This window comes from Fictibacillus halophilus, assembly GCF_016401385.1.
Lineage (GTDB): Bacteria > Bacillota > Bacilli > Bacillales > Fictibacillaceae > Fictibacillus > Fictibacillus halophilus.
Genome location: NZ_JAEACF010000001.1, coordinates 1,175,174 through 1,200,000 on the forward strand (window position 1 = coordinate 1,175,174; position 24,827 = coordinate 1,200,000).

Below are 24,827 nucleotides of genomic sequence, written 5' to 3' on the forward strand. Positions count from 1 at the left end.
ACCTAGCAGTAAAGGCAATAAGGAGTGAAGATGTCTTGGATATGAAAGACAATCAAAAAGTGAAGACGAACGAAAAAGAAAGAGACTACTCACAATACTTTCAATCTACGTATGCACCGCCTTCTTTAAAAGACGCGAAAAAGCGTGGTAAAGAACAAGTACAAATATTAAAAGATTTTTCGATTCCGGAAAATCTAAAAAATATTGGTGTTGGCAAGAAGTTTTATATTCGTACGTATGGATGTCAGATGAACGAGCATGATACAGAAGTTATGGCAGGCATTTTGAATGAAATGGGTTATGAAACCACTTATTCTACTGAAGATGCTGATGTAATTCTTCTAAATACATGTGCCATTCGCGAAAATGCGGAGAATAAAGTATTTGGTGAACTGGGACATTTAAAACATACGAAAGCGAACAACCCTAATCTTCTTCTAGGGGTCTGTGGGTGCATGTCACAAGAAGAATCTGTCGTTAACCGTATTCTTTCCACGTACCCTCAAGTTGATATGATCTTTGGTACTCATAACATTCATCGTCTGCCTCAAATCATCGAGAACGCATTATTCTCAAAGGAGATGGTAGTTGAAGTTTGGTCTAAAGAAGGGGATATCGTCGAGAACCTCCCAAGAAAGCGTAAAGGAAACGTTAAAGGCTGGGTCAACATTATGTACGGCTGCGACAAATTCTGTACATATTGTATTGTTCCTTACACACGAGGAAAAGAGCGAAGCCGTTATCCGCAGGATATCATCGAGGAAGTAAGACAGCTTGCGAGAGAAGGCTATAAAGAAGTAACGCTTTTAGGTCAGAACGTGAATGCATATGGTAAAGATTTCGAAGACTTGGAGTATGGTCTAGGAGATCTAATGGATGAGATCCGTAAGATTGATATTCCTAGACTTCGTTTTACGACTAGTCATCCGCGAGATTTTGATGATCGATTGATTGAAGTACTTGCGAAGGGCGGAAACATCGTAGATCATGTGCATCTGCCTGTTCAACACGGAAACAGCGATGTACTCAAATTGATGGCTCGCAAATACACACGTGAGCATTATTTAGAGCTTGTAAACAAGATCAAAGCTGCGATGCCGAATGTAGCCTTAACAACGGATATTATCGTAGGTTTCCCAAATGAGACAGAAGAACAATTCCAAGAGACGTTATCTCTTGTTAAAGAAGTGCAGTATGATGCGGCTTACACGTTTATCTATTCACCTCGTGAAGGCACTCCAGCTGCAAAGATGCAAGATAATGTTCCGATGGAAGTGAAACGAGAGCGTCTGCAGCGGCTGAACGCCATGCTGAATGATATCTCTTTAGAAAAGAACAAAGCATATGTTGGTAAAGTTGTGGAAGTGCTGGTTGAGGGTGAAAGTAAAAAGAATCCTGATGTACTAACAGGTCACACTGGTTCCAATAAAGTAGTAAACTTTAAAGCTCCTAAGCACTTAATAGGTGAAATTGTTAAAGTCCAGATTACCGATGCGAAAACATGGAACCTTGGCGGAGACTGGATAGAAGAAAAATCAGAGGTGGTAGGCTAATGAGCACATATACAAAAGAAGAAATCTTGGGAAAAGCAAAAGAACTTGCAAAAATGATCGCAACGACTGATGAAGTTGATTTTTTTAAAAAAGCAGAAGCTCAGATCAATTCTAATTCAAATGTAGCAAGGTTGATGGGACAGATTAAGAATCTACAAAAACAAGCGGTTAATCTTCAACATTATCAAAAGCATGAAGCATCAAGAGAAGTAGAAGAAAAGATTGACGCGTTGATGGCTGAGCTTGATAGCATTCCGGTTGTACAAGAGTTTAAACAATCTCAAAGTGATGTGAATGATATTTTACAGATGGTCTCCCATACGATCTCTAACAAAGTAACAGATGAGATCATCGAATCAACTGGCGGGGACCTTTTAAAAGGGACTACGGGCTCTCAAGAAGGCTGTTCTCCTGGCGGCTGCGGCTGTCACTAAATAAAAACACGATGTCTTTTGAGACATCGTGTTTTTATTTGAGTTTCATTACAGTTTATTGGGTGTTTCGCACATACCCATAGAGGTATCAGATGCCTTCAATCCAGAAGTTTTGGTATGCAATCCAAAAGTTTCTGATGTTTATCCACGAGATTTGGCTCTCAATCCAAAAGTTTTCCCCATTTATCCACGAGTCTACAAACGTCGACAAATTCCGCAGTGCCCTTTAGACTAACATACCCCGTAAAGCGAGCATCCTAGAGGGATAATCATCCACTTGCAAAAGCAACAAAAGTTGTGAAAATAATTTCACGTATCGTACGCAACGAATAATATTTTGAGAACATTGGACAACAAACGCCCATATACTTACACTAATTGTGTTTCAAACAATGAAGACACAATAGGCATCCGCCCAGCATATACTGTATGGAGATTGGTAGAGGAGGGATTCATGTATGTCAAGACGCGTAGAACAAGAGCTGACTTACAGAGAAATCATCACAAAAGCGGTTTGCGGAAAAGGCAGAAAATTTTCTCAGGCCACGCATACCATTGCACCGAGTCATCGTCCGAGCAGCATTTTAGGATGCTGGATCATCAACCATGCCTATAAACCGAAGCGGAATGGTGAAGCAGTTGATGTGGAAGGAAGCTATGACATCAACGTGTGGTATTCCTACAATGATAATACTCGGACGGAAGTCGTGACAGAGACCATTCATTTTGTAGACAAAGTGGATCTTAGTGTCAGAGATAAGAACGCGTTAGGTGATCAATACGAAGTTACGTGCCGCGCACTTCAAGAGCCTAATACGTTAGAAGCGACGATTTCCCCGAACGGAAATAAAGTCATCGTTCAAGTAGAAAGAGAGTTTGTTTGTGAAATTATCGGTGAAACAAAAGTATGTGTGTATGTGAACCCGGACGGTTTTGATGATGTAGAGACTAGAGATTGGGAATATGATGTTGAAGATGAGAACTTTGAAGATCTTGATCCGAACTTTTTAATAGGTGACTTAGAAGAATAATAAGCGGGGAGAGAGCTTCCCGTTTTTTTCATGCAGAGAAAACGATAGATGCTGTGAATTATGTTATAATAGCGACATTGAAATGTTATGAAAAAGGTGAAATTATGGCTCAATATACTCCAATGATTCAACAATATTTATCGATCAAGGCAGCTCATCAGGATGCCTTTTTATTTTTCCGTCTAGGAGATTTTTATGAAATGTTCTTTGAGGATGCTGTTCGAGCATCTCAAATCCTCGAGATCACACTAACAAGCAGAGATGGAGGCTCTCAAGATCGAATTCCAATGTGTGGAATCCCTTATCATTCGTCCGCAGGTTATATAAAAACATTAGTTGAAAATGGCCACAAAGTAGCAATCTGTGAACAAGTAGAAGATCCTAAACAATCAGTTGGGGTAGTGAAACGTGAAGTTATCCAGATCATTACGCCAGGAACGGTTATTGATGATCATCTTCTTCAAGATAGAGAGAATAATTTTTTGGTAGCGATCGAAAAAGATAACGATTCATATGGATACGTTCTTTGTGATCTTTCTACAGGTGAGTTGAAGGGATATACATATACCGGAAATCAGTTATCGTTTATTCAATTACTTTTAAGTCACGGTGTTAAAGAGATTGTTGGAAACAAAGAATTGTATGATGCTTGGACGAGCACTGTTACTCAGACCGGACAAGCTTCGGTTTCGATTCAGGAAGAGAGTTCTGTTGAGAATCAGTTTGATCATCTCGTTCAGACGATTCCTGACCCCATCTTATTACGTTCAGCAGGAAGGTTGTTTCACTATTTAACTCATACGCAAAAGCGATCTTTTCACCATATTAAAGCTGTTGAATTTCAGCAGAACGATAAAAGAATGAAGCTAGATGCCTTTTCGAAACGGAACTTAGAATTAACAGAATCAATCCGGGCTAAAGGGAAAAAAGGTTCGCTATTATGGTTGTTGGATGCCACGATGACAGCGATGGGCGCAAGAAAGCTTAAACAATGGGTTGAAGAACCGTTGTTCGTGAAAGAAACGATCGAGAAGCGGCTTCAGCTAGTCGAAAACTTGATCGGTGAGTTCTTTATTCGTGAAGAGATCAAAGAGCAATTAAAGTCTGTTTATGACATGGAACGATTGATCGCCAAAATATCCTACGGAAATGCTAGTCCAAGAGATCTTGTTCAATTGAAGAGATCATTGTTCAGTGTTCCGGTCTTAAAAGAAAAGATTAAGAGCATTGAAGGGAAATATGCGCTTGAGCTTCATGCAAAGATGAATGAACATAAAACACTCGCTGACTACTTAAATTCTGCTATTCACGATGATGCTCCTATCCATATTAAAGAAGGTGGACTCATCAAAGCGGGTTACAATGAGCAACTTGATCAGTATAAAGATGCGAGCAGTAACGGTAAAGCATGGATCGCTTCTCTTGAGCAACAAGAAAAAGCAGCTTCAGGCATTAAGTCTTTAAAAATAGGTTTTAATAAGATTTTTGGATACTACATCGAGGTTACAAAATCTAACCTTTCACAAGTACCAGATCGTTATGAACGAAAACAGACACTCGCGAACGCTGAGAGATATGTTACGCCAGAACTGAAAGAAAAAGAAAGAATCATATTAGAAGCGGAAGAGAAGATTTCAGGATTAGAATATACACTCTTCTTGGAAGTCAGAGAGTTTGTAAAGCAATTTATACCAGGACTGCAAGAACTTGCATCAGCTATTTCTGAACTCGATGTTATGCAATCTTTTGCTGCGATCAGTGAGCAGTACCGTTATGTGAGACCAATAGTTTCAGAGGATGGAATCGTAAAGATTGTGAATGGCAGACATCCTGTTGTAGAAAAAGTCATGGATGCACAAGAATATGTTCCTAATGACATTGTTCTAAATAACGATAGAAATATGCTCTTAATTACGGGACCAAACATGGCGGGTAAGAGTACGTATATGCGTCAGTTAGCACTTACAGCTGTCATGATGCAGATTGGATGCTTTGTTCCAGCGGATCGTGCTGAGCTTCCCATGTTTGATCAGATCTTCACGCGTATTGGAGCGGCTGACGATCTAGTCGGAGGACAAAGTACGTTCATGGTCGAGATGCTTGAGACGAACTTTGCTCTGACGAGTGCAACTGAAAACAGTTTGATTCTTTTAGATGAGATCGGACGAGGGACTTCAACATATGATGGGATGGCATTAGCGCAATCCATCATTGAATTCATTCATGAAGAAATTGCTGCAAAAACGCTGTTCTCTACTCATTATCATGAACTTACCGTCTTAGAAGAGTCTCTTAAATCTTTAAAAAATGTGTTTGTAAGTGCAGTTGAAGAGAATGGCAGTCTTGTATTTTTGCATAAAGTCATTGATGGACAAGCAGATAAAAGTTTTGGTATACAAGTGGCAGAGCTCGCTGAACTTCCAGAACCGGTGATCTCTAGAGCAAAAACAATTTTACAAACCTATGAAAATCAAGAAAAACGAGAAGCACTTCCTATTCAGGAAGTTTCAGTCACCAAGGAAGAGGATCTTCAAGAAAGTCAGTTGAGTCTTTTTGTTGAAAAAAAGGAGACGACGAATAGAAGAGACCCTAAAGAGCAAGAGTTGATCAAAGAGTTAAGAAGTTTAAATGTATTAGAGATGACTCCTCTTGATGCGATGAACGCGTTATACAAACTGCAAAAAAAAGTAAAATAAAGGAGGCGTGACGAATGGGCAAAATTGTACAGCTAGATGAACATCTTTCCAATAAGATCGCTGCTGGTGAAGTTGTTGAACGCCCAGCCTCTGTTGTAAAAGAACTTGTAGAAAATTCAATCGATGCGAACGCTACGAGAATAGAGATTGAAGTTGAAGAAGGTGGGTTATCACTCATTCGTGTTCTAGATAACGGGGACGGAATCGAGCCGGAGGATTGTGTACTTGCTTTTAACCGACATGCGACGAGTAAGATTAAAAGTGAACAAGATTTAATCCATATTCGTACTATGGGTTTTAGAGGAGAAGCTTTACCTAGTATCTCCTCTGTTTCTCAAGTCGAACTTAAATCATCAACAGGTAATGGGCCAGGTGCTTACCTGTTCATTGAGAATGGTAAAATCGTAAAACAGCAGCAGACAAATAGCAGAAAAGGCACAGACCTTACTGTTCGTAACTTATTCTATAACACACCAGCCAGATTGAAGCATGTTAAGACCATTCAGACAGAATTAGGTACGATCAGCGATCTAGTGAACAGGCTTGCTCTTGCTAACCCGGATGTTTCATTTCGTTTAAAGCATAACGGAAAAGAGCTTCTGCACACTTCTGGTAACGGAAACCTGCTGCAGATCATTGCATCTGTATATGGGATACAAACCGCAAAAAATATGATCTCAGTTTCGTTTTCTTCATTAGATTATGAAGTAACAGGATATATAGCAAAACCTGAAATAAACCGAGCGTCCCGTCAGTATATGTCGTTCTTTATGAACGGAAGATATATCAAGAACTATGCACTATCAAAAGCTGTACAGAATGCTTATCACACGTTCCTTCCGATCGGCCGTTTTCCGATTGCCATATTATCCGTTAAGATGGATCCGACAATTATAGATGTTAACGTTCATCCATCCAAACATGAAGCAAGGTTGAGTAAAGAAGCGGAACTGGTCCAACTTGTTGAAAACGAGCTCAGAAAAGTAATCAGAAATCAGCAGTTAATTCCAGATGTTCAATTTAAGAAAAAAGAACAAAGAGAGAATGATCGAGAAGAACAGCCTTCATTTTCTTTTGATTATCAAAGTAAAAAGGAAGAAGTTCCCAAAAACGTAACAGCAGATTTTACAATTGCTCAAAGTGTTAACCGTTCAATCATGAGTCCGACTCCAGATGCTGATCCTTCTCTAATTAGGGAGACTTCACAGGAAGTTGATGAGATTGATGAGTCTGCGGTAGATTTACTACCGAATTCTGAAGAGATTGAGATACCAGTAACGAAAGAGTATGAACATCATCTTCCAGATGCATCTGTTGATAAAATTCCTGTTATGTACCCGATCGGACAGATGCATGGAACGTATATTCTTGCTCAGAATGAGAACGGATTGTATCTAATCGATCAACACGCTGCGCAAGAACGAGTTAAATATGAGTATTTTAGAAAAAAAGTGGGACAAGTGGACAGAGAAGTGCAGCTTTTAGCAGTTCCATACACGTTCGAATTCACGGCGAGTGAATCTGCCTTTCTTGAGAGTCATTTAGAGACTCTCGGGGAAGTAGGTCTGTTTTTAGAAACCTTTGGACAGAATACTTTTATCGTAAGAGAGCACCCGCAATGGTTTCCAAAAGGATATGAAAGAGAAATCATGATGGATATTATCCAGCAGGTACTCGATTATAGAAGAATCGATATAGAAAAATTAAGAGAAGATGCAGCGATCATGATGTCATGTAAAGGCTCTATTAAAGCGAACCATCATTTAAGGAACGATGAGATTTTTGCTTTGTTAGAATCTTTGCGAACATCTGAAGATCCTTATACATGTCCACACGGTAGACCGATAACGATTCATTTATCAACGTATGAACTTGAGAAGATGTTCAAAAGAGTGATGTAGGAGTAAACGATGAAAGAAAAATTAGTAGTGATCGTAGGCCCAACGGCTGTTGGAAAAACAAAAACCAGTATCGAACTTGCTAAGGCGATCGATGGTGAGATAATTAGCGGCGATTCTATGCAGATCTATAGAGGTCTCGACATCGGTACAGCCAAAATTACTGAGGAAGAGAAAGAAGGTATTCCTCATTATTTGATCGATATTAAGGATCCTAAAGAGTCATTCTCAGTTGCTGAATTTCAAAAGCTAGCGAGGGAACGAATAACAGATATTAATCAAAGGGGTAAGATTCCGATAATTGTAGGTGGAACGGGGTTGTACGTTCGAGCTGTTACTCATCATTATGAATTCTCAGATGCGAACCGAAATAACAAGATGCGAGACGAACTACAAAGAAAGTCAGAGATTGAAGGTTCAGAGGCATTGCATGCTGAACTACACAAAGTCGATCCAGAGCGAGCTAAAGAAATTCATCCGAACAATGTGCAACGTGTTATAAGAGCACTGGAAATCTACTATACAACAGGCAATGCCCCGTCTACTGAACAAGGAAAGATGAACGAAGAGGAATCTTTATATCAATTAGCCTTAGTGGGATTGACGATGGATCGAGAGCGCTTATACAAACGTATAAACGAGCGAGTGGACCTTATGGTTCAAAAAGGGGTACTTAACGAAGCGAAGATGCTTTTTGAACAAGACATTACAAATAGTCTGGCCGCTAAAGCGATAGGTTACAAAGAGTTTTTTCCGTACCTTTCGGGGGAAAGTACTTTAGAGGAAGCGATCACATTGTTAAAAAGAGACTCCAGGCGATACGCAAAAAGACAATTCACATGGTTTCGTAACCAGATGGATGTAGAATGGTTTGCCATGGACGAAGATCCGTTTCACAAAAAATTTCAAGAAATTCAGCACTTTGTTGAAGGGAAATTAGAAATTTCCGAGAATGTATAAGGGTAATGCCCAAAGAGGAGGATCTGTTCACATGAAGCAATCAATCAATTTACAGGATCATTACTTAAACCAGTTACGTCGCGAAAACATTTATGTGACCGTATATTTGCTGAATGGTTTTCAGCTTAAAGGTTTAGTAAAGGGGTTTGACAACTTTACGGTTGTACTAGAGGCAGAAGGAAAACAGCACCTCATATACAAGCATGCCATTTCAACGTTCACCCCACATCGAAATGTCGATTTGTCTTCTGCAAATACAAATGAATAAAAAAAACTCTCCCTATCGACCTAACATAAGGTTGATAGGGAGTTTTTAAATTGTACAAGATATGTCTGCCTCTTGATTATTCCTTTTTCATTTCAGTTGTTTCTAAATAGGCTTCATAGCGGTTTAGAGTGAGATTTGATTTTAATCCAAACCATAATTGAACGTCTTCCTCAGCTTTTCCTTCTTTTAAAAGGTTTAAGATGGCTGTTCTTCTTAAGTGTTGAGAGCTGATTCCTTCTCTTAGACCAGAGCGACGGATCTCTTGTCTTAGCATCTTCTGTATCGCGATAACCGTTAACGGTTTTGGCTCATACTTTCCATAGTCAAACCGATATGTTCCTCTTTGGTAATCAAACGCGATAAAGAAACGATCTGAAGAATATTTTCTTGGCCTTATGGCTTCAGGAATATCTTCCTTATATTCGTATAATAGATGTTGTGTCTCATCGTCAAGAGAGATCAATCTTGTTTCTTTTTTGTTGATTACTTTTAATTCATGCTGTGTGAAATGCACATGCTTCATTTCAATATGCGTGATTTCCTGAAGTGTGATGCCATAACGATAGAGAAGTGAGAGGATCGCTTCATTTCTTTTGATCAAAAGGTGTCTATATTTTTGCTGTTTCTCCGTTAGTCCCTCATATGAAGATAGTGTTTGAAAAAGCACCTTGTATTCTTCATCAGAAATAAAATCATCATCCGTAAAATGAGTGTCTTCTTTAAGGGTTTGCTCTAGGTCAGAAAAAGGATTGGATGAAATCTTTCTATTAGCGTGCAGGAAGGAAAAGAGACTTTTAATAACGGTGAAAACTCGTTTGCTTGTGGCGGTTCGATATTCTCGTTGTTCGGAAAGAAAAAGAAAGTATTCATTTAACGTAACAGCATCCAGGTGCTGTATCACTTGTAAATCATCGTTTTCCTTCATAACCCTAACCCATGCAAAAAAATCTAAAAGATCATAATAATAGCGTTTTATCGTGCTGTTCGTTCTATCTTTTTTTTGTAAGTGAACAATAAATGAATCGGCATATTCGGGTAAGTGTGGATAATCTTCCATAATTGCCTCCTATAACCTCTTTTTCCCATTATAGCAAAGCGTCTATTTTTTGCATATTTCAACAAAGTCCAATGAAAACTATGGAAAAAAGGATGGTTAAATATGCGGAAATCAGCAATGTTCGTTCTATCTTCAGTTCTTCTCTTAAGTGCTTGTTCAGGCAAAACCGGTTCTGGAGATGAAACGCTAGATACCGAGCAAGTAAAATACGATCCATCAGAACGAAAACCGAATACACAGATAGATTCACCGTTAGTGGTTGAAAACTCTGATGAAGTTCATCAATCAAAGGATCTTGTACAGCTGGCGGAAAAAGTAAACGGAGTAGATAAGGCCTATGTCATTGTAAGTGGTATCTATACACTAGTCGGCATCGCTCCTGAAGAACCTGTTTCACCGGGGAAAGAAAACGATCAACTGCGCCAAGACGTTTATAACGGGTTAAAAGGAAATGCGCATGGAAGAAATGCGGCCATTACAACGGACCCAGATAAGATAGAGCAAATCAAGAAGCTTGGAAAAACTGCGTCACATAGTAAACATGATTCAAAAAGTGGAGTCTATAATGAGCTTGGGATTTTAATCGGGAAAATTAAGCCATTAAAAGGGCAGTCGAAATCTACAGAGAGGCAAGAAATGCACGAAGAGATGAATCATAATCGTGATGATCTCTACGAATAAAAACTTTTATTTCCTAAGCAAGCGCAGAAAATGACAAAGATAGACAGCGTGTTTACATAATAATTACTATGTAAACAAATAATGTTTGAACGAAATTAAAAAGAGCATTCTCTTATTACGGAGAATGCTCTTAACTATTTTGAAGGGTTTCTGTATCAGTTGTCTGATACACAGGTTCTGATGGTTTAACAGCGCTTTTTAATTTTCCGGTCAAAAAGGAAGCGACAGATATTGCGATGATAGATATTAGTGCATTTTTAAATCCAAACATGACTACAGCAGAAGAAACGATAATAAAATCTGTAACAAACAAGGAGATTCCTCGATTAATATTAGATTTTTGCTCTAAATATAGAGCTAGAATGTGTATGCCACCTAATGATGCTCCTGAATTTAATACAAAACTAACGCCTATCCCAATCAGACTTCCAGCAATGATCGCCGCAGCAATCGGCGAGATCAGAGGAAGAGTAAGGTAATCCATCAAATCTGAGATGGCTGAGATGAGGATGATGCAAAGAAACGTCAGGAGTGAGAAATTCCAACCTAATTTTCTGATCGATAGAATAAAAAAGGGTAAGTTCACGATAAGGAATAAAATGCCCCATGACCAATTCGTCATAAATGAAACTAGTGTAGCGATGCCAGCTGTACCGCCAAACGTAAGTGTGTGTATGTTTAATAATTTTATGCCAATCGCCGTTAAAAACAATCCGATTAAGATTAACAAGCTTTTTTGTAGTTTGATATGCATGATTTCTTCTTCCATTCAATTTGTACTTTTTCACATTATTTAACATAACACGGAAATCTTGCATACTTGAGTATTTTTATTCATCTGAAAATAGAAAGCGCTTACAAATATCTATATATTTATTCATCACAAAAACAAAGCTTGTCTTTGTAGTAGATCATAAGACTTCAACATAAATTAAATAACAGTGGATCAAGAAACAATATAGGCATTTGTCACGGGAACGGATATTGTTGCGTATTATGATTTGACTGGCAAAGTGAGGTGGTTCCTATTGAATGAACCTATTGCAATAAAAAAGCAAAGGCAGATCAATATCGTTTTAAACCAAGCGAATGAAAAATCAAAAATCGACGATGGAGCAGCACTAGCAGGAAAAAAAGAGAAAACAATCGAAAAGCACCAACCTCTCATCAAGATGGAAAAAGATTTGAACCGTTTAGTCGGAATGGACGACTTAAAATTTCATGTTAAGGAGATCTATGCTTGGCTTCATATTAATAAATGCCGTCAAGAATTAGGATTAAAAGCGGAGAAACAAGCTCTTCATATGCTATTTAAAGGTAACCCAGGTACTGGAAAGACTACCGTAGCAAGAAAATTAGGCACTTTGTTTCATGAGATGAAAGTCCTCTCAAAAGGTCATCTGATCGAAGCAGAGCGGGCTGATTTGGTCGGAGAATATATTGGGCATACTGCTCAAAAAACACGCGAGCTTTTAAAGAAAGCAAGCGGTGGAATATTGTTCATTGATGAAGCGTATTCTTTAGGTCGAGGTGGAGAGAAAGACTTTGGTAAAGAAGCGATCGACACCCTCGTAAAAGCTATGGAAGATCAACAGCACGATTTTATACTTATTTTAGCTGGTTACCCTAAAGAAATGGATCGATTTTTAAAACTAAATCCGGGTTTACCTTCTAGGTTTCCAATTGTTATTTCGTTTCCTGATTATTCGGTCGAGGAATTAATGGAAATTGCAAAGAGAATGATCACAGAAAGGGAGTACATTCTGACAAGAGATTGTGAATGGAAACTAAAAAGTCACATCGAGCGGATAAAGAACAGCAATCCAGGATCGTTTTCAAACGGAAGATACATCCGTAATATGGTTGAAAAGGCGGTAAGAAGGCAATCAGTCAGGCTCTTAAACGAAAGTAATCAAGATAGAAGGGCATTAATGACGATTCAAAGTGATGACCTTGTGCTAGAAGAACGGGATTCGATTTGATATGATGAGAGGAGACTATGGAAAGCAGGGATCGCAAATTTGAACAAAAACAACGATTCAGTTCATGAAAAAGCGATACTCGTCGGATGTCAGCTTCCACGGCAGAACGACGAGCGTTTTTTTTATTCAATGGAAGAATTAAAATCTTTAACGAAAACAGCTCAAGGTACTGTTTGTGCTGTTGTTACGCAAAAAAGAGACCGATATGATTCAGCTACTTTTATCGGTAAAGGTAAAGTTGAAGAAATTATCACACTTGAAGAAGAGCTTGAAGCAGATATCATTATTTTTAACAGTGAGTTATCACCTTCTCAAGTTCGCAACTTATCTTCGCACTTCAACGCTAGAGTAATTGATCGAACACAGTTAATATTAGATATCTTTGCACAACGTGCCAAGACGAGGGAAGGAAAGCTTCAAGTAGAACTTGCTCAGCTTGAATATTTACTCCCTCGTTTATCAGGTATAGGCGCAAGTCTTTCCAGGTTAGGTGGAGGGATCGGAACTCGAGGTCCCGGAGAGACCAAACTCGAAAAAGATAGACGTCATATTCGGTTTCGTATACACGAACTTAAAACACAGATCAATTCAGTTGTAAGTCATAGAGAAAGATACAGAGAACGCCGTAAACACCAGGGCGCTTTTCAAGCAGCTCTTGTAGGTTATACGAACGCAGGGAAGTCAACGATCTTTAACAAATTAACAGAAGCTGATAGTTATGAAGAAGATCAACTCTTTGCAACGCTAGACCCTTTGACTCGAAAAGTTAAACTAAAAAGTGGGTTTCAGATGCTGTTAACAGATACGGTAGGTTTTATTCAAGATCTACCAACGTCATTGATCGCAGCTTTCAGGTCTACACTTGAAGAAGCAGCAGAAGCAAATCTTCTTATCCATGTGATCGACGGGTCTAGTGAGGATCGCATCCAACATGAACAAACGGTCAAACGTATTTTAAGTGATCTAAAAGCATCCCACATACCGATGCTTACGGTTTATAATAAAAAAGACCAGTTCGGAGAAGATTTCATTCCAGAAAATCCATCCATATCCATTTCTGCTTTAGAGAGTAAGGATGTTTCCTTATTACTTGAAAGGATCGAAAAAGAAGTGATGAAGCAGATGACATTTTATGAGGTTAAAGTTCCAGCACATGATGGTAAGCTTCTATCACAACTACGTGGAGAAACGATACTAATCAGTCAAGAGTTCAATAAAGAAGACTTGGTCTATGAATGCAAGGGATACGCTTTATCTACCTCTTCCATTCCGTCCATAAGCAACAAAGGAGAATAACATGTATTCACAGTTTCAAAATGAAGAGGTACTAAAACATACTGCAAAAACGGTACAAGAACGTATAACTAAACAACATAATCTTATTGATGACATATGTGAAAAAAATCAGATTAAAGTGTTGAGGGCTTTTCAAAATAATCAAGTAGGAGACCACCATTTTCATCCTTCTACTGGTTATGGCTACGATGATTCTGGTCGAGATACTTTAGAAAAGGTATTTGCCGATGTTTTTGGAGCAGAGGCTGCAATCGTTAGGCCGCAAATCATTTCAGGTACTCATGCAATCACACTATCTTTATTTGGAATGCTTCGTCCTGGAGATGAACTGCTTTATATAACGGGTAAACCTTATGATACGCTTGAAGAAATTGTAGGAATCAGGGGAACGGGTGAAGGGTCATTAAAGGAATACAACATTTCGTATCAACATGTAGATCTGACTCCTGAAGGCACGATTAACTTCGCGGAAGTTCAGCGTGCGATTTCTGAAAGTACGAAAGTGATCGGAATTCAACGCTCTAAAGGTTATGCGGATCGTCCATCTTTTTCTGTAACTGAAATAGAAGAGATGATTACTTTCGTGAAAGAAATCAAATCAGATGTGATTGTGTTTGTGGATAACTGCTATGGGGAGTTTGTTGAGGAAAGAGAACCAATCGAAGCAGGAGCCGATATTATTGCAGGTTCATTGATTAAAAATCCTGGTGGAGGTCTTGCCAAAACAGGTGGCTATATCGCTGGAAAAGAGAACTTGATCAACAGGATTTCTTATCGATTAACTTCCCCTGGTATTGGCCGCGAAGCAGGAGCGTCGCTTTATAGTCTTCAAGAAATGTACCAAGGGTTCTTCCTTGCGCCACATGTAACTGCACAAGCATTAAAAGGAGCGGTATTCACAGCTGCTCTATTAGAAGAACTAGGAATGGAAACGCGTCCTTCTTATGACGCTAAGAGAACCGATCTTATCCAATCTGTAATCTTTAAAGACCGTGATCGTATGATAAAATTCTGTCAAGCTATACAAAAAGCATCTCCGATCAACTCTTATGCGATTCCATATCCCGATTATATGCCTGGTTATGAAGACGATGTAATCATGGCAGCAGGTACTTTTATTCAAGGAGCGAGCATTGAGCTTACAGCTGATGGCCCGATCCGCCCACCATATATAGCATTCGTACAGGGTGGTCTCACCTATGAACACGTAAAGATTGCCGTATTATCAGCTGTCGATGAACTTTTAACTCATGGGCTTATTAATAAATAAAAAATTATAAACGAAACAAGGGAAAGAGGCGATTCGTCTCTTTTTTTATTTTGATGTTAATTTTTCTAACATTAGGATTGACATGTGAGCTTTTGTGACATAAGATATAAAAAGAAGTTGAAAGGAGGTAGGCAATATGAACGATATGAATCGTAGGAACTTACCTTTGTTCCCCATCAGCATCGTTATGCAGCTGACTGAACTATCAGCTCGTCAGATTCGATATTACGAAGAGCATGATCTAATTCATCCTGCACGAACTGAAGGGAACCGTCGTTTATTTTCATTTAATGATGTTGATAAACTTCTTGAGATCAAAGCACTTCTTGAACAAGGCGTAAATTTAGCTGGAATCAAACGTGTCTTTGAATTGAATGAACAGGCAGCCGAATTAATCAAAAACCAGCCGAATGTGCAAGGTGTTCAACAAATTTCCGAATCTGCGCTTCATCGCAGGTTAAAAAGGGAATTGATTCATGCTGGCAGGCATGGAAAAACCTCATTGATACAAGGAGAACTTTCCAGGTTTTTTCATTAAAGATCATTAAATAATACTTACGATGTGAACAATCGCCATATTTAGGCGCTTTATATTTAAAGGAGGAGAAAGATTTGTCTAAGTACACTAAAGAAGATATCTTAAGAATGGTAAAAGAAGAAAACGTAAGATTTATCCGTTTACAATTTACTGATTTATTGGGTGTTATCAAAAATGTTGAGATTCCGATCGGTCAGCTTGAAAAAGCTTTAGATAACAAGATGATGTTTGACGGATCTTCAATCGAAGGTTTCGTTAGAATTGAAGAATCAGATATGAATCTTTATCCTGATTTAGATACATTTATGATTTTCCCATGGACTTCTGAAAAGGGTAAAGTTGCACGTTTGATCTGTGATATCTTTATGCCTGATGGAAACCCGTTTGATGGAGATCCTCGTGGAATCTTAAAGCGTGTTTTAAAAGAGATGGAAGAGCTAGGGTTCTCTGATTTCAACATTGGACCGGAACCAGAATTCTTCTTATTCAAGAATGATGAGAAGGGTGAGCCGACTCTAGAACTAAACGATAAAGGTGGGTATTTTGACCTAGCACCTACAGATCTTGGTGAAAACTGCCGTAGAGATATCGTTCTAGAACTTGAAGATATGGGCTTTGAAATTGAAGCTTCTCACCATGAAGTAGCACCTGGTCAGCATGAGATCGATTTTAAATATGCTGATGCGGTTAGCACATGTGATAACATTCAAACGTTTAAATTAGCCGTTAAAACAATCGCACGTAAACATGGTCTTCATGCAACATTTATGGCTAAACCGTTGTTCGGTGTGAACGGATCAGGTATGCACGCGAACATGTCTCTATTCAAAGATGGAGAAAACGTGTTTTATGATGCGAAATCAGAAACAGGTTTAAGCGAAACTGCCATGCATTTCTTAGCAGGTATCTTAAAGCATGCACAAGACTTTACAGCGATCACGAACCCGACTGTAAACTCTTATAAGCGACTTGTACCTGGTTACGAAGCGCCTTGTTATGTGGCATGGTCTATGCAAAACAGAAGCCCGCTTATTCGTATCCCGGCTTCTCGTGGCATCAGTACTCGAATTGAGGTAAGAAGCGTTGACCCAACAGCTAACCCTTATCTAGCTATGGCAGTATTGCTTGCAGCTGGTCTTGATGGAATCAAGAACAAGCTAAACGCTCCAAAGCCAATCGATAGAAACATCTATGTTATGGATAAAGAAGAGCGCGAAGCAGAAGGTATCAAAGATCTTCCAGCAACATTAAAAGAAGCTCTAACTCTATTCAGCAAAAACGAAGTTCTTACAACAGCTCTTGGAGCACATGCTACAGAGCACTTCATTGAAGCAAAAGAGATCGAGTGGGATATGTTCCGTACACAAGTTCACCCTTGGGAACGCGAACAATATATGAGCATGTATTAATCCTTTAAAACGTTGATATAACAGCGTTTTGACAAAAAAATTGCGTGGTAACTCGTGAGGTGATTCTCTATTAGGAGAGATTGCCCCATGATTGCCCCGCAATTTTTATTTTTCTTTGACATCAGACAAACTGTCCATGTATTTTTCGTACTGATATCGACAGATGAAGTTTTCAACTTATCGGTTACGTGCGCATAGGTATTACTTGTCACCGTAATGTCTCTATGACCGAGTCGTTTAACTGATATTTAGTTTTTAAATAAAAGTTTCCTCGATAATCAATCGAAAAGAGTAATTCTCTCTTCGTCCAGTAGCAGCTGTTCCATTCGTTCTTTTTCCTGTAGATAAATCTTATATTTTTCTTCTTTGGTTAATTCCAAACTGCTTCCCCCCTTTTTTGCAAGCGATGCTTACTTTCGCTGCCATGAACCTAAAAAAGCTGGCAACACAGGAAAACCATGTGAAAATAACCACATGGTTTTTTTAGTTCTTGTCGCTTCCTTTCACCAAAATTTAATATTTGCCCATAGCACCCTTTTTCGGACATTTTTTCTTGATTTTTACAAAAAAACCGTCTTCTTTACTTTTTTAAATTTGTCAATTAAACGGTCGTTTTCCCGAATACTCAATTACGTTCCAAATTTTATTTCATAATCCTCTTAACATTAAAAACTAACTTATTGATAGATAATTAATGAATAAACGCAATGAATAATGTAGAGTTGTAATTGGAATAATTTTCTTTCATTCTATAAATCACATAAAAGAAATGATTTGGAGGAATTTGATATGATGGTAAGCAAATTAGAAGAAATTCGTTTATTGTTAGCAAACAAATTGATGGCTAACTCATCTACGCTTGTAAAAACCATAGAAGGCGAAGAAAACCTACAATTTGTATTAAAACAGATGGCAAATATTACACAAACTTTCGATGAATTGATCGCTACTTTAGATGATGGAAGCTTAGGACATTATGAAAGTTATTATAATGAAGAAACCTCACCTCCGCACGACAGAGTAGAACATTTCGTAGAACATCTAAGTTCTTCGGAAATAACTCGCAAGATTAAGAAACATAAAGAATCTACGTTAGATAGTATAAAAGTAATTACCGATGAAATTACAAGAAAAAGAATTCTTAAGTGAAAACACTTTTATAGATAATAAAGCTTTGTCCTGTTGTTTATTTAAGCTGGATGATACGTACATATATGTACGACTTTATAATTATTGGGAGAGAGAGCCAAATGAGTAACATAACAGATGCTTTGGATGCATTTAGGAAGCACCAACAAGAAATTAACAAACTTTTATCAATTCCTTCTTTAAAGGAGCAACAAAAAGTGCTTGCTGATATAAGAAAGTTTACCGATATTACTAATGATTATAATAATATGTTAAAAAGAGTGAACTATAGTGCTGCGCTTATTCAATTTAAACAGAATTATTCTCATATTTCCCCTGAAAATACACAAACTCTGGACCGTCTTAAGAGTATAAGCCATATTCAAAATGACTTTATTAAGAATGTTGCAATTACAAATTCGGATAATTACTCATACTTTATGAAATACATTTTTAACAAAACAAGTGCTATAAATTTTAATAATTTGTTCAAAGACATAACCTTTGATCATTTAAGTGTTATTAATGAAATTTTGGCAGAAGATAAAATAAAAAATTTAAAGCAGCAGGAAGACACTACGGATATAACTAACTCTTTAACTGTCGATAAATCAGAACTGGTAGGTAATATGACTCAAGCTGAATTCAGGGCTGTAATTGAGAATGCAATAGAATCTACACATGCTAAAAAAATGGCACCAAAGGATCGTTTACGAGGTTTCTTGTGGATGGTTATTGAGGGTGTAAGTGTAGATATTGCCAAAGCTATTTTAAAGAATTTATTCTTAGGACTTACAATTTATTTAGCAAGCATTGCAGCAAGTAATCATGATTATGAAGTTGCCAAAGAGATTAGCCAAAAAATCAGTCAGAATGAAGATGTTAAAACAGTAAAAAAGGCATTTATTAAAAATCCCGAAATTGAAAAACCTATGGGAGAACTGGGCTTTTTAAGAATAGAGAGCCATCTTAGAAATCGTCCTCAGAAACAATCTCGTTTAGCCTCTCCTGAGCTTGTATCGAAAAATACTGTTGTATTTCCTATTAAGAAAGAGGGAAATTGGATACTGGTTGAAGTTGAAACAAATACAGATGCTTTTATTGGCTGGATTGAAGAATCTAAGCTTATTAAATTTAAATTAAATTAATGTTAACAGGCATAAATTTGGTTACTGTAAAGACCAGTATTTTTTCTGGTCTTTTTTAAATTGGGCTGAATAAAGGAGATTAGTCTTTATATATCCTGAGCTAGAGGGTGCCATTAAAAATGGAAATATTAAAAAACAATGAGTTTGTTAATTTTATATGGAAAAATGCTGAGATTCTAAGGGGACCTTATTTTCATAATTCACCAGTAAGGCAAATTTTAATTTGGCGAAACTGGGTAGTGGCAAGGAAATGGTTCAATCTATTGATAATAGTGAAGGAATTAATAAAGGGTGTTTTTTTACACATTCAATAATGTACAAAAAAGATAGCATATCAATTTTTAATTGAACGAAATTCATTTAAAACGAAGCTAATTGAAAATTTTCCGGAATAATTGTGTTTCAATAAACGAGGCGGAATATCTCGTGAAGAGCAGAAAGCGTCCTTCTGAACGAAAGTGAGGAAGGCTGAGCGAGTATATGGAGCCGGGACAAGTTTGATAGAAATGCATAAAAAAGTAACCCACCCTGCCGACCAAAGCTAGAGAGTTCTTTGATTTATTTTAACGTGAGTGGATGAAAAAACGCAACCTATTATATATAGTCACGTTTTCACCCAACCCTATCTCGATAAATATATAAACCTTTCATCTGTGTATAATTGATTATTACCATCACGCTGCGGTCACTGTTCCAAAAGAACTGAACGATGTCGTCTTTCTTGCATAAAAAGTTGTCGTATCCATGCTGAACGAAGTCAATAAAAAAGAAGCATCTACAGCTATAGACGCTTCTTATGTACAGTTAATGAATGCTTCGATATACGCCGATTACTTTACCTAATATGGTACAGCTCTGTAAGATGATAGGTTCCATTGATGAGTTCTCAGGCTGCAATCGAATATGGTTTTTTTCCTTGAAGAATCTTTTTACAGTCGCTTCATCTTCATCGGTCATAGCCACGATAATATCTCCGTTATTTGCTGTAGGTTGCTGTTTCACAACCACTAAGTCCTTATTAAAGATACCTGCTTCAATCATACTATCACCAACAACAGATAACATGAAGACGTTCTCATCACCAACAACGTGCTCAGGTAACGGGAAGTATTCTTCTACGTTCTCAACCGCACTGATAGGGAGACCTGCTGTTACTTTACCGATAACAGGAATTGATACAGAACGGACAGAGGGAATGTTGTCTTCTAATCCTAAAACTTCAATCGCTCTTGGTTTTGTTGGATCTCTTCGAATAAGACCCTTTTTTTCAAGTCTTGCTAAATGTCCGTGAACTGTTGAGCTTGAAGCAAGGCCAACTGCCTCTCCGATTTCACGAACTGAAGGCGGATACCCTTTTTGTGATACTTCCTCTTTTATGAAAGCCAATATATCCAATTGTCGTCTGGATAACTTAGTCATTTTTTAGCACCTCACCGAATTTTTTATCTATAAAAAGTATATCATGGGGAATTACGAGATACAAACATAAGTTCGAAAAAATAGTTGACACCGAACAAACGTTCCAGTTATTATACTATTAAGAGATGCGAACAAACGTTTGTTGAAAGGGGATATCACAATGAAACAAGGGACAATGCATGTTATTGTATTTTTAGGGTTGTTAGGTGGTATATTTTTTACGTTATCAAATCTTGCCTCACAAGAAGCTCAATATATTGAAGTAACCATACAGGAGGGAGACTCACTGTGGAGTCTTTCTGAAGAGTATAATGCCAAACATCATTATTCCAATTGGGAATTTATAAAATGGGTCGAAAAAAAGAACAGTGTAAATGCGGCAGCTGTTTTTCCAGGTCAGAAAGTAATCATACCAGTCAATAAATAAAAAAGCGGGTTTTAAACAATGAAAGCAATCATTTATTCCAGAGTTAGTACAGATAAAGAAGAACAAATAACTTCATTAGAACGACAAGAAGCGGAATTAATGAAGTTAGCGCTACAATTTAAATTTGAAGTTGTGAATTGTTACCGTGAAAAGGCAAGTGGATTTTCATTAGATCGAGAAGAATTGTTAAATGTATTAGATCTTGCAAGGGATGGAGAGTTTCAATGCCTACTTGTACAAGATGATACTCGTTTAGGCAGAGGAAAAGCAAAAATGGCTATACTTCATCAGTTGATCAAATACAACATTAAAGTATATACACTCTCTAATAATGGAGAATACACGTTAACAGAAGCGGATGAAATGGTGCTTGATATTGTGTCTACTGTAGAAGAATACCAACGCAAGCTTCATAACATGAAGATTAAGCGTGGAATGAGAAAAGCTGTTAAAGAAGGCTATAAACCTCAAAAAAACTTAAAAAATCAAACCGGTGGTGGCAGAGACAAAAAAGAAGTGCCGATTTCTGAAATCGTACGATTAAAGAACATGAAGCTTACATTTCATGACATAGCCTTAACACTTAGAGGGTTGGGCTTTGATGTTTCTAAAGCGACCGTACATAGAAGATACAAAGAACATGTGGAAAATACAGATAACTAGAAATTCCTTTCATTCTGCTGTAGGATAGAGTGAAGAATGCTTTGAAAAGGGGTTTTAATATGTTATCTAAAGATAAAATGCAACGGATAAATGAACTGTCTAGAAAATCAAAACAAACCAATCTAACATCAGCAGAAAAAGCTGAACAAAAGAAACTACGAGAAGAATATTTACAAGTTTTCCGGAAATCTTTCGTTCAAGATTTGCATGGTATGACTTTTGTTGATCCGAATGGTGATGATGTAACACCTGAAAAATTAAAAAGAAGTAAAGATAATAAAAATAACCTTAAACATTAATATGAAATGCCTATTTACTCCCTGTAAATAGGCATTTTTTCTGTTGCATTAAATAGATATTAGTATATACTGTTATATAACAACTTTGAAAGGGGAGAATATTTTGACTTTTTCAATTACAAGTGCAGCTGCGAACCTTTATAAGGACATAACTTTAGAAGCGTCAGAGGCTTTAAGACTATTTGTTAAATATGCAGGAAGTGGCGACTCGGGAGGGTTTTCACTTGGTGTGACGCCTGCAGTGCCTGAAGAGGACGATTACGTTCAAGAGGTCGAAGGTCTTCGGTTCTTTGTTCGGAATGAAGAAAAATGGTTGGTGGAGAATATGAAACTTGATTATGATGAAAGCACAGATTATTTTTCATGTCACTTACCAGGGCTCGCTTAATAGAATTTTACCGCCTGTTCTAATACAACGAAAATGTTGTAGGAAAACAGGCGGTTTTTGTATGTTTTCATGAGTAGATGGTAAAATAACTATAGCTAATAATGTGTTTGTCTTGTCTAATTGCACGTGAACGTTTATTATGAAAGTCAAAACTGTTTAGTACATATGAAGGGATGATTTTTTTGTCACGAACTATTGATGAATTAGCAATTAATACGATAAGAACACTTTCTATCGACAGCATAGAAAAAGCGAACTCAGGGCATCCAGGTATGCCGATGGGTGCTGCGCCTATGGCATATAGCTTATGGTCAAAATTTATGAACCACAATCCTGCAAATCCTGAATGGTTCAACCGTGACCGTTTTGTATTATCAGCAGGGCACGGATCGATGTTGTTATACAGCTTGCTACATTTAAGTGGGTATGGCTTAACAATTGATGATCTGAAGAATTTCAGACAATGGGGTAGTAAGACTCCGGGTCACCCTGAATTTGGTCATACTGTTGGTGTTGAAGCAACAACTGGTCCACTTGGTCAAGGAATTGCAATGGCAGTAGGAATGGCTATGGCTGAGCGTCATTTAGCTGCAAAATATAACCGTGATGGACATGAAGTGATCGATCACTTTACTTATTCGATCTGTGGTGATGGTGACCTTATGGAAGGTGTTTCTGCTGAAGCTGCTTCACTTGCAGGTCATCTTGCACTAGGAAGAATGATCGTACTTTACGATTCCAATGATATTTCTTTAGATGGCGATCTTCATCACTCTTTCTCAGAAAGTGTAAAACAAAGATTCGAAGCATACGGTTGGCAAGTACTTTATGTAGAAGATGGAACAAATCTAGAAGAGATCGAAAAAGCATTATCAGAAGCTCGTGAAGAACTTAATAAGCCAACACTTATTGAAGTCAAGACCATTATTGGTCATGGTTCTCCGAATAAATCAGGCAAATCTGCTTCTCACGGCGCACCACTCGGTAAGGATGAAATCTTACTTACAAAAGAAGCGTACAAATGGACGTTTGAAGAAGATTTCCATGTTCCTGAAGAAGTACAATCACACTTTGAACAACTGAAAAATGAAGGGCAAAGAAAAGAGGAAGAGTGGAATAAGCAATTCAAAGCTTATTCAGAAGCTTATCCAGAACTCGCTCAAGAACTTCAAGAAGCAATCAAAGGAAATCTTCCAGAAAATTGGGATAAAGATCTTCCAGACTACGATAAAGCGATTGCTACTCGTTCTTCTTCAGGTAAGGCGATCAATGCTCTAGCTAAGAGTGTACCATCATTATTTGGTGGATCTGCTGACTTAGCAGGTTCTAACAAGACGCTTATTGAAGGGGAAAATAACTTCAGCCGCAACGATTATAGCGGACGAAACATCTGGTTTGGTGTTCGTGAGTTCGCTATGGGGGCTGCTCTGAACGGAATGGCTCTGCATGGCGGTCTAAATGTATTTGGTGGAACATTCTTTGTGTTCTCTGATTATGTAAGACCTGCAATTCGTCTATCTGCTCTAATGGGGCTTCCTGTAACTTATGTATTGACACATGATAGTGTAATGGTAGGAGAAGATGGTCCAACTCATGAACCAGTCGAGCAACTTGCTTCTCTTCGTGCGATGCCTAATCTTAACTTGATTCGTCCGGCTGATGGCTATGAGTCTAATGCAGCTTGGAAGTTAGCGCTTGAGAGTAAGGACCAACCAACGGCATTGGTATTAAGCCGTCATGACTTGCCGATATTAAAGAACACAAAAGAGAAGGCATATGAAGGTGTTAAGCGTGGAGCTTATGTAGTTTCACCAGCTGAAACGGATGCAGATGTATTGCTTCTTTCTGCAGGATCAGAAGTTAATATTGCAGTTGCTGCACAAGAACTACTTCAAAAAGAAGGAATTTCAGCTTCTGTTGTTTCAATGCCATCTTGGGAAAGTTTTGATAAGCAAGATCGCGACTACAAAGAATCTGTTCTTCCTAGACATATTACGAAGCGTCTAGCGATTGAAATGGGAGCTTCACTCGGTTGGCATAAATATGTCGGTCTTGAGGGAGACACATTAACAATCGATACGTTTGGTGCATCTGCTCCTGGAGAAGTCATCCAAAAAGAGTTTGGATTCACACCTGAGAACATCGTAAAACGTGTTAAAGACATGTTGAATCAATAAAATATGCACATGAAAAGGGGGTTTCCATCTGGAAACCTCCTTTTCTTACTGTTTCGACAAAAGTAGTTGTATTTTGCGCACCTTTTTAGACAAGCTTTTTTCCGT

General features: G+C 38.0%; 23 protein-coding genes. 20 read left to right on the forward strand and 3 right to left on the reverse strand.

All coding sequences use genetic code 11. The annotated features are described in order from the left end of the window. Positions 1-41 precede the first annotated feature (41 nt). The 7 genes from miaB (at position 42) to hfq (ending at position 8,840) form a co-directional block, all read left to right on the forward strand. Complete coding sequence (gene miaB / locus I5J82_RS06185; protein WP_198768930.1) at positions 42-1,553, forward strand: tRNA (N6-isopentenyl adenosine(37)-C2)-methylthiotransferase MiaB; 1,512 nt, start codon at positions 42-44, stop codon at positions 1,551-1,553. Then, positions 1,553-1,987, forward strand: coding sequence for a YlbF/YmcA family competence regulator (locus I5J82_RS06190; protein ID WP_137789602.1), 435 nt, complete (start codon positions 1,553-1,555; stop codon positions 1,985-1,987). The genes miaB and I5J82_RS06190 overlap by 1 nt, the downstream gene beginning before the upstream one ends. 458 nt (positions 1,988-2,445) lie before the next feature. Next, positions 2,446-3,018, forward strand: a complete 573-nt coding sequence (gene cotE / locus I5J82_RS06195; RefSeq protein ID WP_198767094.1) for an outer spore coat protein CotE — start codon at positions 2,446-2,448, stop codon at positions 3,016-3,018. Positions 3,019-3,122: 104 nt separating this feature from the next. Next, positions 3,123-5,714: a DNA mismatch repair protein MutS gene (gene mutS / locus I5J82_RS06200; protein WP_198767095.1), complete on the forward strand. Its 2,592-nt coding sequence runs from the start codon at positions 3,123-3,125 to the stop codon at positions 5,712-5,714. Positions 5,715-5,728: 14 nt separating this feature from the next. Continuing rightward, positions 5,729-7,615 (forward strand): DNA mismatch repair endonuclease MutL, encoded by a 1,887-nt coding sequence (gene mutL / locus I5J82_RS06205; protein ID WP_198767096.1) that lies wholly within the window; start codon positions 5,729-5,731, stop codon positions 7,613-7,615. 9 nt (positions 7,616-7,624) lie between these two features. After that, positions 7,625-8,572, forward strand: a complete 948-nt coding sequence (miaA, locus tag I5J82_RS06210) for a tRNA (adenosine(37)-N6)-dimethylallyltransferase MiaA (protein WP_198767097.1) — start codon at positions 7,625-7,627, stop codon at positions 8,570-8,572. Positions 8,573-8,603: 31 nt separating this feature from the next. Continuing rightward, the gene (gene hfq, locus I5J82_RS06215; protein ID WP_066393852.1) at positions 8,604-8,840 is read left to right on the forward strand and encodes an RNA chaperone Hfq; all 237 of its coding nucleotides are present in this window, start codon (positions 8,604-8,606) and stop codon (positions 8,838-8,840) included. Positions 8,841-8,916: 76 nt separating this feature from the next. On the opposite strand, the gene I5J82_RS06220 is transcribed toward hfq, so the two are convergent. Beyond that, a complete protein-coding gene (locus tag I5J82_RS06220) occupies positions 8,917-9,897 on the reverse strand; it encodes a tyrosine-type recombinase/integrase (RefSeq protein ID WP_198767098.1) in 981 nt (326 codons plus the stop codon). A 102-nt stretch (positions 9,898-9,999) separates the two neighbouring features. Between I5J82_RS06220 and I5J82_RS06225 the strand changes: the two genes are divergently transcribed. Further along, positions 10,000-10,578 carry a YhcN/YlaJ family sporulation lipoprotein gene (locus I5J82_RS06225; protein ID WP_198767099.1) on the forward strand — a complete coding sequence of 193 codons (579 nt, stop codon included), beginning with the start codon at positions 10,000-10,002 and terminating at the stop codon, positions 10,576-10,578. A gap of 130 nt (positions 10,579-10,708) precedes the next feature. Here I5J82_RS06225 and I5J82_RS06230 read toward each other — a convergent pair whose 3' ends face one another. After that, a complete protein-coding gene (locus tag I5J82_RS06230; RefSeq protein WP_198767100.1) occupies positions 10,709-11,332 on the reverse strand; it encodes a YitT family protein in 624 nt (207 codons plus the stop codon). A gap of 274 nt (positions 11,333-11,606) precedes the next feature. On the opposite strand from I5J82_RS06230, the gene spoVK reads away from it, so the two are divergent. The 7 genes from spoVK to I5J82_RS06265 all read left to right on the forward strand — a co-directional run bounded on the left by spoVK (position 11,607) and on the right by I5J82_RS06265 (position 19,349). Further along, on the forward strand, positions 11,607-12,560 hold the full coding sequence (gene spoVK / locus I5J82_RS06235) for a stage V sporulation protein K (RefSeq protein WP_198767101.1): 954 nt from the start codon (positions 11,607-11,609) through the stop codon (positions 12,558-12,560). Between the two features lie 39 nt (positions 12,561-12,599). Continuing rightward, positions 12,600-13,856, forward strand: a complete 1,257-nt coding sequence (gene hflX, locus I5J82_RS06240) for a GTPase HflX (RefSeq protein ID WP_198767102.1) — start codon at positions 12,600-12,602, stop codon at positions 13,854-13,856. 1 nt (position 13,857) lies between these two features. Next, positions 13,858-15,126, forward strand: coding sequence for a methionine gamma-lyase family protein (locus I5J82_RS06245; protein WP_198767103.1), 1,269 nt, complete (start codon positions 13,858-13,860; stop codon positions 15,124-15,126). Positions 15,127-15,262: 136 nt separating this feature from the next. Then, a complete protein-coding gene (locus tag I5J82_RS06250; protein WP_066393870.1) occupies positions 15,263-15,664 on the forward strand; it encodes a MerR family transcriptional regulator in 402 nt (133 codons plus the stop codon). 74 nt (positions 15,665-15,738) lie between these two features. Further along, positions 15,739-17,073: a type I glutamate--ammonia ligase gene (gene glnA / locus I5J82_RS06255; RefSeq protein ID WP_198767104.1), complete on the forward strand. Its 1,335-nt coding sequence runs from the start codon at positions 15,739-15,741 to the stop codon at positions 17,071-17,073. A 789-nt stretch (positions 17,074-17,862) separates the two neighbouring features. After that, positions 17,863-18,222 (forward strand): hypothetical protein, encoded by a 360-nt coding sequence (locus I5J82_RS06260; protein WP_198767105.1) that lies wholly within the window; start codon positions 17,863-17,865, stop codon positions 18,220-18,222. A gap of 101 nt (positions 18,223-18,323) precedes the next feature. Beyond that, positions 18,324-19,349, forward strand: a complete 1,026-nt coding sequence (locus I5J82_RS06265) for a hypothetical protein (protein ID WP_198767106.1) — start codon at positions 18,324-18,326, stop codon at positions 19,347-19,349. A gap of 804 nt (positions 19,350-20,153) precedes the next feature. Here I5J82_RS06265 and lexA read toward each other — a convergent pair. Continuing rightward, positions 20,154-20,768 (reverse strand): transcriptional repressor LexA, encoded by a 615-nt coding sequence (gene lexA, locus I5J82_RS06270; protein WP_066289770.1) that lies wholly within the window; start codon positions 20,766-20,768, stop codon positions 20,154-20,156. A 160-nt stretch (positions 20,769-20,928) separates the two neighbouring features. On the opposite strand from lexA, the gene yneA reads away from it, so the two are divergent. The 5 genes from yneA (at position 20,929) to tkt (ending at position 24,722) form a co-directional block, all read left to right on the forward strand. After that, positions 20,929-21,195, forward strand: coding sequence for a cell division suppressor protein YneA (gene yneA / locus I5J82_RS06275; RefSeq protein WP_066393884.1), 267 nt, complete (start codon positions 20,929-20,931; stop codon positions 21,193-21,195). Positions 21,196-21,213: 18 nt separating this feature from the next. Continuing rightward, the gene (locus I5J82_RS06280) at positions 21,214-21,858 is read left to right on the forward strand and encodes a YneB family resolvase-like protein (protein WP_198767107.1); all 645 of its coding nucleotides are present in this window, start codon (positions 21,214-21,216) and stop codon (positions 21,856-21,858) included. A gap of 59 nt (positions 21,859-21,917) precedes the next feature. After that, on the forward strand, positions 21,918-22,157 hold the full coding sequence (locus I5J82_RS06285) for a DUF896 domain-containing protein (RefSeq protein ID WP_198767108.1): 240 nt from the start codon (positions 21,918-21,920) through the stop codon (positions 22,155-22,157). A gap of 103 nt (positions 22,158-22,260) precedes the next feature. Then, entirely contained in the window at positions 22,261-22,545 is a 285-nt protein-coding gene (locus I5J82_RS06290) for a HesB/YadR/YfhF family protein (protein ID WP_198767109.1), read from the forward strand. A gap of 173 nt (positions 22,546-22,718) precedes the next feature. Further along, a complete protein-coding gene (gene tkt, locus I5J82_RS06295; protein WP_408610384.1) occupies positions 22,719-24,722 on the forward strand; it encodes a transketolase in 2,004 nt (667 codons plus the stop codon). Positions 24,723-24,827 lie beyond the last annotated feature (105 nt).